A 14,824-nucleotide genomic window follows, 5' to 3' on the forward strand; every position below is an offset into this window, starting at 1 on the left:
ACCTCGACGGTGCAGGACCCCCGACTCAGGGGAGGGACGGGTCAGGCCCAGGCGACGGCCTTGTCGACGGACACGCGGGGGAGGCGGTCGAACCAGGGGCTCTCACCGGGGTGGCCGATGTTGACGACCATGAGCGTGGTCCAGTCGCCCTCGGGGAAGAACTCGGCGTCGATGCCGTCCTTGTCGAAGCCACCCATCGGGCCGGCGGCGAGGCCGGCGGCACGGATGGCGAGGATGAAGGCACCGGCCTGCAGCGCGGCGGAGAAGTTGCCGGCGCCGTGGCGGGCGGCCTCGTCGGCCTCGAAGTGGTCCTTCATCTCCGGGCGGATCGGGAAGACGTTGGGGATCTCTTCGTGCCACTTCTTGTCGTAGGCGACGATGGCGGTCACCGGGGCGGACGCGGTCTTCGCGCGGTTGCCCTCGGCGAGGTGCTCGACGAGGCGGTCCTTGCCCTCCGGCGTACGCACGTAGACGACGCGGAGCGGCTGGGTGTTGGCCATGGTCGGCGTGAAGCGGGTCAGCTCCCAGATGTCGCGGAGCTCCTCGTCCGACACGGGGGTGTCGGCGAAGGAGTTGACGGTACGGGCGTGGGTGAAGACGATCTCCCGGCCTCGGGCGTCGAGCGGCTCGAGGGTGACGGTCTCAGTGCTGGCGGTCATGGTGCTCTCAACTTCCGGGTTGCTTCGACTATTCCTGTAACTCCGGAAATAAAAGTAACACCCGGATCCGAGGGCCTTGCCCGTACGCTGGAGGCATGACCACCGAGGAGCTCCGCCACGAGCCGCGCGAGTGCGCCGCGGCCCTGGGGCGCGCCTTCGGCTTCCTCGGGAAGCGGTGGAACGGCCTCCTGCTGGGCGTCCTGCTCGACGGTCCGGCCGGGTACGCCGAGATCAAGCGCGCCGTCCCCGGGATCAGCGACTCCATGCTGTCCGAGCGGCTCTCCGAGCTGACCGCGGCGGGGCTGTTCGAGCGGTCCGTCGACGCCGGCCCGCCGATCGCCGTGACCTACCAGCTGACCCCGTCCGGCCAGGCGCTCGCCCCCGCCTTCGAGGCGATCACCACCTGGGCCGAGGAGAACCTCCCCGGCAGCTGTCCCGACCAGTCCTGACGACCACTAGGCTGACGGGCGGTCCCATCGACCCCATCGACCTAGGAGTTCATCAGTGTCTGCGATCGAAGCCGTCGGAGCCCGCGAGATCCTCGACTCACGCGGAAACCCCACCGTCGAGGTCGAGGTCCTCCTCGAGGACGGGACCTTCGCGCGTGCCGCCGTCCCGTCCGGCGCGTCCACCGGCGCGTTCGAGGCCGTCGAGCTGCGCGACGGCGACGAGCGCTACGCCGGCAAGGGCGTTCAGAAGGCCGTCGACGCCGTCGTCGAGACGCTCGCGCCCGTCGTCGAGGGCCTCGACGCCGACGACCAGCGTCTCGTCGACCAGGCGATGATCGACGCCGACGGCACCCCCAACAAGGCCAACGTCGGCGCCAACGCGATCCTCGGCATCTCGCTCGCCGTCGCCCGCGCCGCCGCCGACAGCTCGGGCCTCCCGCTCTACCGCTACGTCGGCGGCCCCAACGCCCACCTGCTGCCGGTGCCGATGATGAACATCCTCAACGGCGGCTCGCACGCCGACTCCAACGTGGACGTCCAGGAGTTCATGATCGCGCCGATCGGCGCCCCGACGTTCCGCGAGGCGCTGCGCTCGGGCGCCGAGGTCTACCACGCGCTGAAGTCGGTCCTGAAGAAGAAGGGCCTGTCGACCGGCCTGGGCGACGAGGGCGGCTTCGCGCCCAACCTCGACAGCAACCGCGCCGCGCTCGACCTCATCGCCGAGGCCGTCGGCAAGGCCGGCTACGAGCTGGGCAAGGACATCGCACTGGCGATGGACGTCGCGGCCTCCGAGTTCTTCAAGGACGGCTCCTACACGTTCGAGGGCGCCGCCAAGACCACCGACGAGATGATCGCCTACTACGCCGACCTCGTGTCGTCGTACCCGATCGTCAGCGTCGAGGACCCGCTCGACGAGGAGGACTGGGACGGCTGGAAGGCCATCACCGACGCCCTCGGCTCGAAGACCCAGCTCGTCGGCGACGACCTGTTCGTCACCAACGTGGAGCGGCTCGGTCGCGGCATCGAGGGCGGGCAGGCCAACGCGCTGCTGGTCAAGGTCAACCAGATCGGCTCGCTCACCGAGACGCTCGACTCCGTCGACCTGGCCCACCGCAGCGGCTTCCGCTGCATGATGAGCCACCGCTCCGGCGAGACCGAGGACACCACGATCGCCGACCTCGCCGTCGCCACCAACTGCGGCCAGATCAAGACCGGCGCACCCGCCCGGTCCGACCGCGTCGCGAAGTACAACCAGCTCCTGCGCATCGAGGACGAGCTCGCCGAGGCGGCCCGCTACGCCGGCCGCGGCGCCTTCCCGCGCTACCAGGGCTGACCCACCCCGCCGAGATCGGGGTTGTCGCTCGAGGGGCGACAACCCCGATCTCGGCGTCTGCGTTTCACTCCCGGGATCGACCCACCGCGTCAGGGAGAATCGCGGGCATGGCCGACCAGCGACGCAGCTCCGCACGGGGTCCTCGCGGCCGCACCGGCCCGGGCCGTACGCCGGCCGCCCGCCGCGCCGCCGAGGCGCGGGCCGCGGCGGCCGCCGCTGCCGACCGGCTCACGAAGATCGACCCCCGCGCCAACCCGAGGCTGACCGGCCGCGCCGCCGTGCTCGTCCTCGTCGTCGCGGTGCTGGTCGTGTCGTTCGCGTCCTCGCTGAAGGCCTACCTGCAGCAGCGTGACCACATCGACACGATGCGGGCGCAGATCGCCCAGCGCACCCAGGCGATCGACGAGCTGCAGAGCGAGAAGGAGCGCTGGAAGGACCCGGCCTACGTCGAGCAGCAGGCGCGCGAGCGGTTCGGCTACGTGATGCCGGGCGAGACGGCGTACGTCGCCCTCGACGCCAACGGGAAGCGGATCGAGCCGGAGTCGACGCTCACCGCGCCCGACGCGGTGGGGTCGCACCAGCCGAAGGCGTGGTGGGAGGATGCCTGGGCGTCGGTGGCGCTCGCCGGCGACCCGCCCGCGCTCGACGAGCGCGGGCCCGCGAGGAAGATCAACGGAGCGAAGGAAGAGAAGGAGTCTCAGTGATCGATCCCGCCGACGAGGCGGCCGTCGCCGCTCAGCTCGGGCGGTTGCCCCGCGGCATCCACGAGATCGGTCACCGGTGTCCCTGCTCCCTGCCCGACGTGGTGACGACTGAGCCGAGGCTGCCGGACGGCACTCCGTTCCCGACCACCTACTACCTGACCTGCCCGCGCGCCGCGTCCCGGATCGGCACGCTCGAGGGCGGCGGCGTGATGAAGGAGATGCAGGACCGGCTCGGGACCGACCCAGAGCTGGCCGCCGCCTATCGCGGCGCGCACGAGCGCTACCTCGCCGCGCGGGCCGAGCTGGGCAGCGTCCCCGAGATCGAGGGCATCTCGGCCGGGGGCATGCCCGACCGCGTCAAGTGCCTGCACGTCCTCGCCGGCCAGGCGCTGGCCCAGGGACGCGGCGTCAACCCGCTCGGCGACGAGGTGCTCGACGCGCTCGGCGAGTGGTGGGAGAGCGGGCCGTGCGTCGAGGTCGACCCGGCATGAGCGCCGTCGCCGCGATCGACTGCGGCACCAACACCATCAAGCTGCTGATCGGGACCCACGGCAGCGGAGGGCTCGATGTCGCGGTGCGCGAGGCCCGGATGGTCAGGCTCGGTCAGGGCCTCGACGCCTCGGGCGTCATCGCCGACGAGGCGCTCGGGCGTGCGTTCGCCGCGATCGACGAGTACGCCGGCCTCATCCGCGACCACGGCGTCGACCGTGTCCGCTTCGTGGCCACCTCGGCGACTCGCGACGCGGGGAACGCCGACGCGTTCACGGCCGGTGTCCGCGACCGGCTCGGGGTGGAGCCGGAGGTGGTGTCGGGTTCCGAGGAGGCCGCGCTCGCGTTCGACGGAGCGGCCCGCCACCTGCGTCACGCCCCCGACCTGCCGGTGCTCGTCCTCGACATCGGCGGCGGGTCGACGGAGCTGATCCGCGGCTCCTCGCTGACCGCGCCGCCGTCCGCCGCGCACTCCATGGACGTCGGGTCCGTCCGGCTCCACGAGCGGCACCTGCGCTCCGACCCGCCCACGATGGTCGAGGTCTCGGCCTGCGTGCGCGACATCGACGACCACCTCGACCAGAGCCCGGTCTCGCCGGCTCGGGCGGCGACGGTCGTCGGCGTCGCCGGGACGATCACGACCATCGCCGCGGGGGTGCTCGACCTGCCGGCGTACGACCGTGCGGCCATCGACCAGGCGGTCCTCGCGGTCGAGGACGTGCACGCCCTCGTCGACCGGCTGGTCGCGATGACCGTCAACGAGCGACTCGCCCTGCCGTGGATGCACCCGGGGCGTGCCGACGTGATCGCTGCGGGCGGCCTCATCCTGAGTCGCGTGCTGCGGCGCGCACCCGTCGACGCACTGGTCGTCTCGGAGAGCGACATCCTCGACGGCATCGCCTGGTCGCTCGTCGACTGACACCGCTACCCCCGGCACGGCAGACTGGGCACCGCACCAGCGTCCTCGTTCCCTCGGGAAGGCCCCCTGCCATGAAGAAGCTGCTTCTCCTCGTCGGCCTCGCCGCGCTCGTCACCGTCGCCGCCGCCGTCCTCAAGACCCGTCAGGAGAACCCGCCGGTCCTCCTCGCCGAGCGGGCCGCCCAGGCGGTGGAGGAGTTCGAGGACGTCGTGCTCGACGACTCCGACGACGGCGACGACACCAACGACGAGCCGGACCCCGCGCCGGTCGGGAGCTGAGCCCCACTAGCCTCGGGACGTCACCAGCGACGTGACGCCCCGAGGCCCCCGTATCCCAATCGGCAGAGGAAGCCGCCTTAAAAGCGGTTCAGTCTGGGTTCGAGTCCCAGTGGGGGCACCTGCATCGACGGCCGATGGGAAGATCAGCCGATTCTCATCCTGTGGCCGGAACGTCCCGGTGGGACCGGGCGTTCAAGCACTAGGTGGTGCCTAGGATGGCTCCATCAGGTGCCGTCAGATCGACGGCCCTCGTCGGCCTCCAAGGAGAGACCAACATGCAGAGCAACAACCCGGTGTTCCGCAACTCCGAGGGTTTCAGCAAGAACGCCTACGGCAACCCGACGTACGCCGGCAACGGGCAGGCCCACTCGGGCTACGGCTCGGGCTCGGGCTACTCCGACCCCAGCACGTGGGGCGTCGGCACGCCCGGTGCGCCCACACGCACCGCCAAGCCGATGACGATCGACTCGGTCGTCCAGGCGACCGCGATCTCGCTCGCCGTCGTCATCGTCGCCGCCGCCGCGACCTGGATCGTGACGCCCGACGTCACGGACCCGACGGTCGACATCAGCTCCCTCGCCGCCGCCGGCACCATCGGCGCGCTCGGCGCGTTCGCGCTGTCCTGGGTCAACTCGTTCAAGCGCGTGATCAGCCCGGCGCTCGTCCTCATCTACGCCGCGCTGCAGGGTGTCGCGCTCGGCGCGTTCAGCAAGCTCATCGACGGCGCCTACGGCGGCGGCCTCGTCGTCCCGGCCGTCGCCGGCACGTTCGCGGCGTTCGCGGGCACCCTGGCGGCGTACAAGTTCTTCGACATCAAGGTCGGCAACAAGTTCCGCATGATCGTGATGGCCGGCGTGTTCGGCATGATCGGTCTGTCGATCCTCGAGCTCGTCCTGAGCATGTTCGGCGCCGGTCTCGGCCTGTTCGGCATCGGCGGCATCGGCCTGCTCACCGCGGTCGCCGGCCTCGCGCTCGGCATCTTCATGCTGGTGCTGGACTTCGACTTCGTCGAGAACGGCATCCGCAACGGCCTCGACGAGCGCGAGTCGTGGCGGGCGGCCTTCGCGATGACGGTCAGCCTCGTCTGGATCTACCAGAACCTGCTGCGGATCCTCGCCGCCTTCCGCAACTGACCCACGCAACGACAGCGGCCGCCGGGACTCCCCGGCGGCCGCTTCGTCGTTCCGGGGTTGCTCACGCACGTGTCACGGTGATCGTTCGCGGGACCGCGCCGAAGTGTCACCGTGACACTTCGCGCCGTCGGTGACCCTTCGGAACGGTCACTCACACCCCCACGTGTCACGGTGTTCGTTCGCGGAACCGCGCCGAAGTGTCACCGTGACACTTCGCGCCGTCGGTGACCCTTGGGAACGGTCACTCACACCCCCACGTGTCACGGTGTTCGTTCGCGGAACGGCGCCAAAGTGTCACCGTGACACTTCGCGCCGCCGGTGACCCTTCGGAACGGCACTCACACCCCCAACTGTCACCGTGACAGTTTGGCGGGGTCGCGGGCAGACCCCGGCGCACCTGTCCGACCCGTCAGGCCGACTCGACCTCGGGCGCCTCGCGCGGCACGGCCCGCCGCCGGCGGCGGCGCAGGGTGACCCAGAGGCCGCGTACGCCGAAGCGGCGCGGCGGCATCTCCGTGGGGTCGAGCTCGGTGCCCTGCCGGTTGACGGCGCGCAGCGCGGCGGCGGCGATGGGCAGGACCACCCGGCCGCGGACCGCCTCGAGCTCGGCCTCCTCGTCGCCGACCACCCCGAGCGCGGCCAGGGTCGAGGGGACCAGCACGGCCGCGAGCGCGGCGTAGCCGGGCGCGCTGGGGTGGAACTTGTCGGGGCCGAAGAAGAAGCCGGGCTGCGCGCGGAACTCGGCACCCAGGATGTCGGCGAGCGACAGGGTGCGACCGCCGGCGCGGATGGTGTGCAGGGTCTGCTCGGCGGCGACACGGCGCGACCAGGCGCGGGCGATCTGGCGCAGCGGCGGCAGGATCGGCTGGACGGTGCCGAGGTCGGGACAGGTGCCGACGACGACCTGGATGCCGCCGTCCCGGAGCCGGCGTACGGCGCGGGCCAGGTGGCGCGACGACGACGTCGGCCGCTTGAGCCGCACCACGTCGTTGGCGCCGATGAGGATGACCGCGACGTCGGGCCGCAGCGAGAGCGCCCGGTCGACCTGTAGGTCGAGGTCGGCCGACAGGGCCCCGACGACGGCGATCTCGTCGAGCCGGACCGGCCGTCCGGTCTGCTCCGAGATGCCCCCGGCGAGCATCGCGCCCGGCGTCTCCTCGACGACGTCGAGGCCGTAGCCTGCGGCCGACGAGTCGCCGAGCAGCGCGACGCGGATCGGCGTTCCGGGCTTGCTGTGGCCGTACCAACCGCTCGCGTTCGGCGGCGGCTGCAGCTCGACGGCGTGCACCGCCGCGTAGGCGAACTTCGCCTCGGCGGCCAGCACCGCGAACAGCCCCGCAGCGGTGACGCCGAGCCCGCCGGCCGTGACGGCGGCGGTCCTGGTGGGGAGGCCTCGGCTGCGGGAACGCACGACCCACACCTTAGAGAACGCGGCGATCGTTCTCGTACGCGGCCGTCACCGTACGCTGGCCACGTGGAGTACGTGAACTCGTTGATCGACCTCATCGGCAACACCCCGCTGCTGAGGCTCGGACGCACCCTCGACCTGCCGTCCGGCGACACCCAGGCCGGCCCGCTCGTCCTCGCCAAGGTGGAGTACCTCAACCCCGGTGGCTCGGTGAAGGACCGCATCGCCACCCGGATGATCGAGGCCGCCGAGGCCTCCGGGGCGCTCCAGCCAGGCGGCACCATCGTGGAGCCGACCTCCGGCAACACGGGCGTGGGCCTGGCCATGGTCGCCCAGAAGAAGGGCTACAAGTGCGTCTTCGTCTGCCCCGACAAGGTGAGCGAGGACAAGCGCAACGTCCTGCGCGCCTACGGCGCCGAGGTGGTCGTCTGCCCGACAGCGGTGCCGCCCGAGCACCCCGACAGCTACTACAACGTGAGTGACCGGCTGGCCAGCCAGCCGGGGGCCTGGAAGCCCGACCAGTACTCCAACCCGGAGAACCCGCGGTCGCACTACGAGACCACCGGCCCCGAGATCTGGAAGCAGACCGACGGGCGGATCACCCACTTCGTGACCGGTGTCGGCACCGGCGGCACGATCAGTGGCATCGGTCGCTACCTCAAGGAGCAGAACCCCGAGATCCAGGTCATCGGCGCCGACCCGGCCGGCTCGGTCTACTCCGGCGGCACCGGCCGCCCCTACCTCGTCGAGGGCGTCGGCGAGGACTTCTGGCCGGAGACCTACGACCGGAAGGTCGCCGACCGGATCATCGAGGTCTCCGACGGCGACTCGTTCGCGTTCACGCGCCGGCTCGCGCGGGAGGAGGCCCTCCTCGTCGGCGGCTCGTCCGGCATGGCGGCGTACGCCGCCCGCCAGCTCGCCCACGAGCTCGCCGAGGCCGGGCAGACCGACGCCGTGATCGTGGTGCTGCTGCCGGACTCCGGCCGCGGCTACCTCACCAAGGTCTTCAACGACGCCTGGCTCGCGCAGTACGGCTTCGCGACCGGCGGCGAGACCCCGACCCAGACGGTCGGCGAGGTGCTGCGCGGCAAGAGCGGCCGGCTGCCCGACCTGGTCCACACGCACCCGAGCGAGACGGTGGCCGAGGCCATCCACATCCTCCAGGAGTACGGCGTCAGCCAGATGCCCGTCGTGCGGGCCGAGCCGCCGATCGTCGCCGCCGAGGTGGCCGGGTCGGTCTCCGAGCGCAGCCTGATGGACGCGCTCTTCACCGGCAACGCGACGCTGACCGACTCCGTCGAGCAGCACATGTCGCCGACGCTCCCGACGATCGGCTCCACCGAGGACGCCCGCGCCGCGGTCAAGCTGCTCGAGACGGCCGACGCGGTGCTTGTCCACGAGGACGGCAAGCCGGTCGGGGTCCTCACCCGGCAGGACCTGCTGGCCTACCTCAGCGCGAAGTAGGGGCCACCCCTCTCACGACGGGCCGCAGCCACCGGCTGCGGCCCGTCGTCCGTCTCCACACCTTCATCACCTTGTGAATACATTCACAAGGTGATGAAGGTCCCATCGGGAAGTCCGCTTGCGACCTTGTGAATGCATTCACAAGGTGTACGGTCCGTGACGTGGACAGCGTCTTGGATCTCGCGCGTTGGCAGTTCGGCATCGTCACCGTCTACCACTTCTTCTTCGTCCCGCTCACGATCGGGCTCAGCTTCCTCGTCGCCCTCATGGAGACGCTGTGGTTGACCACGAAGCGTGAGGAGTGGCTCCGGCTGACGAAGTTCTTCGGCAAGCTCTTCCTCATCAACATCGCGATGGGCGTCGTCACCGGCATCGTGCAGGAGTTCCAGTTCGGCATGAACTGGTCGGACTACTCCCGCTTCGTCGGCGACGTCTTCGGAGCACCGCTCGCGATCGAGGCGCTGCTGGCGTTCTTCCTCGAGTCGACCTTCATCGGCCTGTGGATCTTCGGGTGGGACAAGCTCCCGCGCGGGCTGCACGCCGCGTGCATGTGGATCGTCCACCTCGGCACCCTCGCCTCGAGCTGGTTCATCCTCGCCGCCAACTCCTGGATGCAGCACCCCGTCGGCTACGTCTACAACCCCGACACCGGCCGGGCCGAGCTGCGTGACTTCTGGGCGGTGATGTTCAACAAGGTCCAGCTCGGCACGTTCCCGCACGTCATCGGGGCGGCGTACATGACCGGCGCGGCGTTCGTCATCGGCGTCAGCGCCTGGCTCTACGTCCGGGGCCGGCGCGACGACCAGCGGCTGCACCGGCGCTCGATCCGCATGGGCGCCTGGGTGCTCTTCGGGGCCGGGATCGTCGTCGCGTTCACCGGCGACGTGCAGGGCAAGATCATGACCGACGTACAGCCGATGAAGATGGCCGCCGCGGAGGCCCTGTGGGACACCTCCGACAGCTGCGCGCCGTTCTCGGTGTTCACGATCGGCACCCGCGACGGCAAGGAGAAGAAGTGGGCGCTCGAGGTGCCGTGCGTCCTCTCCTTCCTGGCCACGGGGCACTTCGACCAGAAGGTCCACGGCATCAACGAGCTGCGTGAGCAGTACCAGCAGCAGTACGGCTCCGACCCCGGCGCCCGCTACTACACGCCCGACGACTACACGCCGATCGTCCCCGTCACCTACTGGACGTTCCGCTGGATGATGGGCCTGGGCGCCGCCGGCGCTGGGGGAGCGGCCCTGATCCTGTGGCTCACCCGCAAGGGGCGTACGCCGACCTCGCGGTGGTTCGCGCCGCTGGCGATCTCCGTGCCGCTGTTCGTGCTCTTCGCGAACTCGATGGGCTGGATCTTCACCGAGATGGGCCGCCAGCCATGGGTCGTCTTCGGCGTGATGACCACCCGCAACGCGGTCTCGCCGGGCGTCTCCGCGGGTGAGGTGTGGGCGTCACTGCTGTCGTTCTCCCTCCTCTACCTCGTGCTCGCCGTCGTCGAGATCAGCCTCCTGCGGCGGGTGATCCGTCAAGGGCCCGACGAGTTCGTCGAGCCACCGTCGCCGAGCCTGCGACCGCCGGCCGACGACGCCGACCGCCCGCTGACCTTCGCCTACTGAGGAGACTGACCCGTGTTTGGCCTGGAGCTGTCCACCGTCTGGTTCTGCCTCATCGCCGTCCTCTGGGTCGGCTACTTCACCCTCGAGGGCTTCGACTTCGGCGTCGGGATGCTGTTGCCGGTGCTGGCCCGCGACGACCGCGAGCGGCGCGTCATGATCAACACGATCGGCCCGGTCTGGGACGGCAACGAGGTCTGGGTCCTCACCGCCGGCGGCGCGACGTTCGCCGCGTTCCCGGAGTGGTACGCCACCTTGTTCTCCGGGTTCTACCTGCCGCTGCTGCTCATCCTGCTGGCGCTGATCGTGCGCGGGGTGGCGTTCGAGTACCGCCACCAGCGCCCCGGAGCCACCTGGGCCGGCTGGTGGGATCGCGTGATCATCGTCGGCTCCTTCGTGCCGGCGCTGCTGTGGGGCGTGGCGTTCGCCAACATCGTGCACGGGGTCCCGATCGACGCCGACAAGGAGTTCGCCGGCTCGCTGTGGACCCTGCTCAACCCCTACGCCCTCCTCGGCGGGCTGGTCACGCTGACGCTGTTCCTGACCCACGGCGCGATGTTCGTCGCGCTCAAGACGGAGGGCGACATCCGCCACCGGGCGCGCGCCCTGGCGGTGAAGGTCGGCGCCGTCGCGGCGGTGCTGGCCGTCGTGTTCCTCGTCTGGACGCAGGCGCACACCGGCAACGGCGGGTCAGCGGTCCTGTTCGCGCTCGCCGCACTGGCCCTGGTCGCCGGGCTGCTCATGGCAGCCCGCGGCCGAGAGGGCTGGGCCTTCCTCGGCACGTTCGTCACCCTCGCCCTGGCGGTGGCCGGCCTGTTCGTCGCGCTCTTCCCCGACGTGATGCCGACGACCCTCGCCGACGGTCTCTCGCTCACCACCTCGAACGCGTCGGCCACCGACTACACGCTCAAGGTGATGACCATCGTCGCGCTGGTCTTCACGCCGCTGGTCCTCTGCTACCAGGCGTGGACCTACTGGGTGTTCCGGCGCCGGATCGGCGTCCACCACCTGCCCGACGCCGAGCTCGAGCACGGCGGACCGCGGCCGACAGCCTCGCCGGCATGAGGCCGACCGACCCGGCGGTGCGCCGACAGCTCGCCGTCGCGACCCGCCCGCTCGCCGTCGTGCTGCTGTGCGGAGTGGTCGGCGCCCTCCTCCTCGTCGGCCAGGCCTGGGCGGTCACCGAGCTGATCATCGCCGCGCTGCACGCCGAGCCGCTGACGGCGTGGGCGGCCCTCGTGGTGGGCGTCTTCGCGGCGCGCGCCCTGGTCGGCTGGGCCTCCGACGTCGCCGCGGCCCGTGCGGCGGCGCTCGTCGGGGCCGACGTACGACGGGGGGTCGTGCGCGCCGCCCTCTCCAGCTCGCTCCCCGGCTCGTCTGGCTCGGTCACCGCGCTGGCGACCCGTGGGGCGGCGGCGACCGAGCCGTACCTCACCCGCTACGTCCCCGCCCTGGTCCTCGCCGGCGTGCTGCCCTTCCTCGTGGTCGTGGCCATCGCCGTCCTCGACCCGCTCTCCGGTGTCATCGTGCTCGCGACGCTGCCGCTCATCCCGGTGTTCGGGATCCTCGTCGGGCTCGCCACCCGCGACCGGGCGGAGTCCCAGTGGCGGGCGATGGCCGACCTCGCCGGGCACTTCCTCGACGTCATGCGGGGGCTGCCGACGCTGGTCGCGTTCCGTCGCGCGCGGGCGCAGTCGTCGGTCATCGCCGCGGTGACCGACCGCTACCGCCGCCGTACCCTCCGCACCCTCCGGATCGCGTTCGCCTCCTCGGCGGTGCTCGAGCTGGTCGCGACCATCTCGGTGGCGCTGGTCGCTGTCACCGTCGGCCTGCGCCTGGCCTCCGGTTCCCTCTCCCTGCAGACCGCCCTCGTCGTGCTGCTGCTCGCGCCCGAGGCCTACTGGCCGCTGCGCCGCGTCGGTGCCGAGTTCCACGCCGCCGCCGAGGGCGCCGCCACCTTCTCCAGCGTCGCCGAGACCCGGGTTGTCGCCCCTCGACTTCCGGGTTCTCGCCCCTCGACCTCCGGGTTGTCGCCCGTCGAGTTCGGGGTTGTCGCCCCTCGAGATCCGGAGAGCTGCCCGTCCGTCGCGCTCGAGGGCGTGTCGGTGACCTATCCCGGGCGCTCGGTGCCGGCCCTCGCGCCGATCACCCTGTCCGTCCCGAGCCGGGGCGTGACCGCGATCGTCGGCCCGTCGGGCTGTGGCAAGTCGACGCTCCTCGCGGTCGTGGCCGGCCTCCTCCCGCCGACCACCGGGTACGCCGACCTCCCGGCGCCCGACCGGATCGCCCTGCTGCCCCAGCGACCCGTCTTCCTGGCCGGCACCGTCGCCGAGAACCTCCGTCTGGCCCGGCCCGACGCCACCGACGACGAGCTCCGGGCGGTGCTCGCCCGGGTCGCCCTCGACCACCGGGTCGAGCTCGGCGACCAGCTCGGTGAGGACGGGCTCACGCTCTCCGCGGGGGAGCGGGCCCGGCTGGCGCTGGCCCGGGTGGTGCTCTCCGACCGGCCGTGGGTGCTGCTCGACGAGCCGACCGCGCACCTGGACGCGGACACCGAGCGGGTCATCGCGGACACGGTCGCCGAACTCGGACGGTCGCGGGCCGTCGTACTCGTGGCGCACCGGCCGGCCCTCGTCGCGCTCGCCGACCACGTCGTCGAGCTGCGGCCGGTCGTCGACGGACGGCGACAAGCCGGATCTCGAGGGGCGACAACCCCCGTCTCGAGGGGCGACAAGCCGGATCTCGAGGGGCGGGAACCCGGAAGTCGAGGGGCGACAACCCGGATCTCGGCGGTGCTGGGGGGACTGGCGAGCACGGCGGGGGTGGCGCTCACCGCGACGGCCGGGTGGCTGATCGTGCAGGCGTCCTACCAGCCCGCGGTGCTCACGCTCCTGGTCGCGATCGTGGGGGTGCGGACGTTCGGGATCGCCCGGCCGGCCCTGAGGTACGCCGAGCGGCTGCTGTCCCACGACAGTGCGCTGCGGCTGCTGGCCGCCCGGCGGGTGCAGGTCTTCGACGCGGTCGTGCCGCTCACGCCCGGCCGGCTCGGGAAGCGCCGGGGCGACGTGCTCGCCGCGATCGTCGACGACGTCGACGCGGTGCTCGACCGCGAGCTGCGGGTCCGGCTGCCGGTGCGGTCCTTCGTCGTGACAGCCGTCGTCGCGACCGCGGTGACGGCGCTGCTCGACGCCCGGGCCGCGGCGGTCGTGGTGGCGCTCTGCGGGGTCGGCGGCGTCGCCTACGCGCTGGCCCGGGCCGGTGCGCGCACGGCCGAGCGGAGGGCGGTCACCGCGCGTGCCGCCGTCTCGGAGCGGGTCGCCGAGGCGGTCCAGGCGACCACCGAGCTGCGGGTGTGGCAGGCGGAGGAGCGGGCGGTCGCCCGCGTCGACGAGGCCGGCCGCGACCTCGCCGCCGCGACGGTCGCGAGCGCCACCTGGCTCGGGCTCGCCCGCGCGCTGGTCCTTCTCGCCGCGGGCGCCGGCGTCGCGGCGACCACCGCGCTCGTGACGGGCGAGGTCGGCGGACCGATCCTCGCGCTGCTCGCCCTCACACCGCTCGCGCTCGCCGAGCCGGTCGGCACGCTGGCCGACGCCGGCGCAGTCGCGGCGCGCACCGCCGCTGCCGAGGGACGACTGCACGACCTCGAGACCCGCGACCCCGCGGTCAGCGACCCGGCGAGCCCGGCCGAGCCCGACGGCTCGGCGGTCCGTGGCCGTGAGCTCGCCGTCAGCTGGGGGGAGCGACGGGTGCTCGACGGACTCGACCTCACCCTCGCGCCCGGCGAGCGGGTGGGCATCACCGGCCCGAGCGGCTCGGGCAAGAGCACGCTGGCCTCCCTCATGCTCCGGTTCGTCGACCCGGACGCCGGCGAGCTGCGGCTCGGCACCCGGCCGATGAGGTCGCTGGCGCTGGACGACGTACGCCGCACCATCGGCCTCGTCGACGACGACCCGCACGTCTTCGCGTCCAACGTGGTCGAGAACGTCCGCCTCGCGCGCCCCGGCGCGGGCGACGCGGACGTCGAGGCTGCGCTCCGGAAGGCGCACCTCGGCGGGTGGCTCGACGACCTCCCGGAGGGCCTCGGCACCCGGCTGGGCGACGGCGGCGCGCAGGTGTCCGGCGGGGAGCGGGCCCGGCTCGCGATCGCCCGCTCCCTGCTCGCCGGGCAGGACGTGCTGGTGCTCGACGAGCCGACGGCCCACCTCGACACCGCGACGGCGGAGGCGCTCGCACGCGAGGTGCTGCAGGACGAGGACCGCAGCATCCTGTGGATCACCCACGAGACGTCTGGGCTCGACCTCGTCGACCGGGTGGTGGAACTGGCGGGGGAGGAACGATGACCGAGGTCTTGCTGCTCGACGACGACGAGGCGCTCCTC

13 protein-coding genes and 1 tRNA gene are annotated in these 14,824 nt (G+C 72.0%); 12 read left to right on the forward strand and 2 right to left on the reverse strand.

Annotation, left to right across the window (positions count from 1 at the left end):
- Positions 1-41: 41 nt before the first annotated feature.
- Positions 42-659 carry a malonic semialdehyde reductase gene (locus QDS12_RS11940; protein WP_279879228.1) on the reverse strand — a complete coding sequence of 206 codons (618 nt, stop codon included), beginning with the start codon at positions 657-659 and terminating at the stop codon, positions 42-44.
- Between the two features lie 95 nt (positions 660-754).
- Here QDS12_RS11940 and QDS12_RS11945 point away from each other — a divergent pair, with 95 nt between their 5' ends.
- From QDS12_RS11945 to QDS12_RS11980, 8 genes are all read left to right on the forward strand, one after another.
- Positions 755-1,108: a helix-turn-helix domain-containing protein gene (locus tag QDS12_RS11945; protein WP_279879229.1), complete on the forward strand. Its 354-nt coding sequence runs from the start codon at positions 755-757 to the stop codon at positions 1,106-1,108.
- 55 nt (positions 1,109-1,163) lie between these two features.
- Positions 1,164-2,441, forward strand: coding sequence for a phosphopyruvate hydratase (gene eno, locus QDS12_RS11950; protein WP_279879230.1), 1,278 nt, complete (start codon positions 1,164-1,166; stop codon positions 2,439-2,441).
- A 107-nt stretch (positions 2,442-2,548) separates the two neighbouring features.
- Positions 2,549-3,145, forward strand: coding sequence for a septum formation initiator family protein (locus QDS12_RS11955; RefSeq protein ID WP_279879232.1), 597 nt, complete (start codon positions 2,549-2,551; stop codon positions 3,143-3,145).
- Entirely contained in the window at positions 3,142-3,636 is a 495-nt protein-coding gene (locus tag QDS12_RS11960) for a DUF501 domain-containing protein (RefSeq protein ID WP_279879233.1), read from the forward strand. Before QDS12_RS11955 ends, QDS12_RS11960 begins: the two co-directional genes overlap by 4 nt.
- On the forward strand, positions 3,633-4,553 hold the full coding sequence (locus QDS12_RS11965) for a Ppx/GppA phosphatase family protein (protein ID WP_279879234.1): 921 nt from the start codon (positions 3,633-3,635) through the stop codon (positions 4,551-4,553). The genes QDS12_RS11960 and QDS12_RS11965 overlap by 4 nt, the downstream gene beginning before the upstream one ends.
- 71 nt (positions 4,554-4,624) lie before the next feature.
- Positions 4,625-4,831, forward strand: a complete 207-nt coding sequence (locus QDS12_RS11970) for a hypothetical protein (RefSeq protein ID WP_279879236.1) — start codon at positions 4,625-4,627, stop codon at positions 4,829-4,831.
- A 44-nt stretch (positions 4,832-4,875) separates the two neighbouring features.
- Positions 4,876-4,949, forward strand: a tRNA-Leu gene (locus QDS12_RS11975).
- A 157-nt stretch (positions 4,950-5,106) separates the two neighbouring features.
- Positions 5,107-5,964, forward strand: a complete 858-nt coding sequence (locus QDS12_RS11980; RefSeq protein ID WP_279879238.1) for a Bax inhibitor-1/YccA family protein — start codon at positions 5,107-5,109, stop codon at positions 5,962-5,964.
- Between the two features lie 409 nt (positions 5,965-6,373).
- On the opposite strand, the gene QDS12_RS11985 is transcribed toward QDS12_RS11980, so the two are convergent.
- The gene (locus tag QDS12_RS11985) at positions 6,374-7,375 is read right to left on the reverse strand and encodes an SGNH/GDSL hydrolase family protein (protein ID WP_279879239.1); all 1,002 of its coding nucleotides are present in this window, start codon (positions 7,373-7,375) and stop codon (positions 6,374-6,376) included.
- 63 nt (positions 7,376-7,438) lie between these two features.
- Between QDS12_RS11985 and QDS12_RS11990 the strand changes: the two genes are divergently transcribed.
- From QDS12_RS11990 to cydD, 4 genes are all read left to right on the forward strand, one after another.
- Entirely contained in the window at positions 7,439-8,836 is a 1,398-nt protein-coding gene (locus tag QDS12_RS11990; protein WP_279879240.1) for a cystathionine beta-synthase, read from the forward strand.
- Positions 8,837-8,997: 161 nt separating this feature from the next.
- On the forward strand, positions 8,998-10,449 hold the full coding sequence (locus tag QDS12_RS11995) for a cytochrome ubiquinol oxidase subunit I (protein ID WP_279879241.1): 1,452 nt from the start codon (positions 8,998-9,000) through the stop codon (positions 10,447-10,449).
- Positions 10,450-10,470: 21 nt separating this feature from the next.
- Positions 10,471-11,511, forward strand: a complete 1,041-nt coding sequence (cydB, locus tag QDS12_RS12000) for a cytochrome d ubiquinol oxidase subunit II (RefSeq protein ID WP_279880432.1) — start codon at positions 10,471-10,473, stop codon at positions 11,509-11,511.
- Positions 11,508-14,786, forward strand: coding sequence for a thiol reductant ABC exporter subunit CydD (gene cydD, locus QDS12_RS12005; protein ID WP_279879242.1), 3,279 nt, complete (start codon positions 11,508-11,510; stop codon positions 14,784-14,786). The genes cydB and cydD overlap by 4 nt, the downstream gene beginning before the upstream one ends.
- The last annotated feature ends 38 nt before the right edge of the window (positions 14,787-14,824 follow it).

It is taken from the genome of Nocardioides sp. CER19 (genome assembly GCF_029846275.1).
GTDB lineage: Bacteria > Actinomycetota > Actinomycetes > Propionibacteriales > Nocardioidaceae > Nocardioides.

Excerpts from the sequence above, each read along its gene's own strand:
- QDS12_RS11940 (WP_279879228.1), bottom strand. The coding sequence starts at position 659 with ATGACCGCCAGCACTGAGACCGTCACCCTCGAGCCGCTCGACGCCCGA.
- QDS12_RS11945 (WP_279879229.1), top strand. The coding sequence starts at position 755 with ATGACCACCGAGGAGCTCCGCCACGAGCCGCGCGAGTGCGCCGCGGCC.
- QDS12_RS11955 (WP_279879232.1), top strand. The coding sequence starts at position 2,549 with ATGGCCGACCAGCGACGCAGCTCCGCACGGGGTCCTCGCGGCCGCACC.
- QDS12_RS11965 (WP_279879234.1), top strand. The coding sequence starts at position 3,633 with ATGAGCGCCGTCGCCGCGATCGACTGCGGCACCAACACCATCAAGCTG.
- QDS12_RS11970 (WP_279879236.1), top strand. The coding sequence starts at position 4,625 with ATGAAGAAGCTGCTTCTCCTCGTCGGCCTCGCCGCGCTCGTCACCGTC.
- QDS12_RS11980 (WP_279879238.1), top strand. The coding sequence starts at position 5,107 with ATGCAGAGCAACAACCCGGTGTTCCGCAACTCCGAGGGTTTCAGCAAG.
- cydD (WP_279879242.1), top strand. The coding sequence starts at position 11,508 with ATGAGGCCGACCGACCCGGCGGTGCGCCGACAGCTCGCCGTCGCGACC.